Below are 950 nucleotides of genomic sequence, written 5' to 3' on the forward strand. Positions count from 1 at the left end.
AGGTGAGAGAGCGCGAGGGCGCCTGGGCGTGTCCAGGCACGGCGATTCACCGCCTCGCGGCCGACGGAGTGTCGAATCGCCCGGCATGTCGGGCTGCGGATCAGAACGGCGGAGGCGCGTCCACGAACCGCGGCCGCGTCGGCGACAGCACCGATGGCGACGGTCGAGGTGACGACGGTCGCGATGACCTCAGCTGCGATGACGAGGATCGTGGTGACAGCGGGTGCGGCTGCTGCTCCGGCTCCGGCTCCGGCTCCGGTTCTTGCGCCGACTGCGGCGTCGGTCGTCGCGTGGGCGGCAGCGGAGCTCCGGGCAGCGCCCGCGGTCGGTCGGTGATCCGACGGCCGGTGGGGGTCGTCCAGACGACGGTGCCGTCCGGATGGAGGGCGTAGGTCCAGCGGTCGCCGTGGCGGACGTGGTGGTGCGCGACGCAGAGCGAGGCCAGGTTGCCGAGGGCGGTCTCGCCTCCGTTCCGCCACTCGAGGGTGTGGTCGGCCTCGGCCGTCGAGGACGAGCGGGTGCAGCCGGGGAACCGGCAGGTCCGGTCGCGCAGCTGCAGCTGGAGGCGCATCCGAGGGGGCGGGACGCGGAGGGTCCTGCCGACCGACGTCACCACTCCCGTGTCCGGATCGGTCAGCACCCGCGTGAAGGTGGCCGCCGTGCGGACGAGCTCCCGGGCGACGTCGGCGGGGACGAGACCGTAGCCGTCGAGTTCGGCCGGCGCGTCGTCGAGGCCGACGGCGGTGCTGGCGGCCAGGGTGAGGCGCACGTCGGCGCGGACTCCGGAGACCGAGGCGTGGATTCCGGAGCCCGAGGCACGGACGGCGCTCGCTCCTTCTCCCGAGGATCCGTCTGCGGAGATGTCGCCGTCGATGAGCAGATCGACGAGCGCGTCGGCCCGCAGCTGCGCGAGCGTCCGGCCGTCGCCGAGGGAGATGTCAGCGTCTCCA

At 73.6% G+C, this 950-nt stretch carries 1 protein-coding gene; it reads right to left on the reverse strand.

Features of this window, described 5'->3' with window-relative positions; all coding sequences use genetic code 11:
- Positions 1-100: 100 nt before the first annotated feature.
- A partial coding sequence (locus C5C74_RS16875; protein WP_104351946.1) for an HNH endonuclease signature motif containing protein occupies positions 101-950 on the reverse strand: 850 nt, incomplete at its 5' end.

It is taken from the genome of Rathayibacter sp. AY1E8, assembly GCF_002931415.1.
Lineage (GTDB): Bacteria > Actinomycetota > Actinomycetes > Actinomycetales > Microbacteriaceae > Rathayibacter.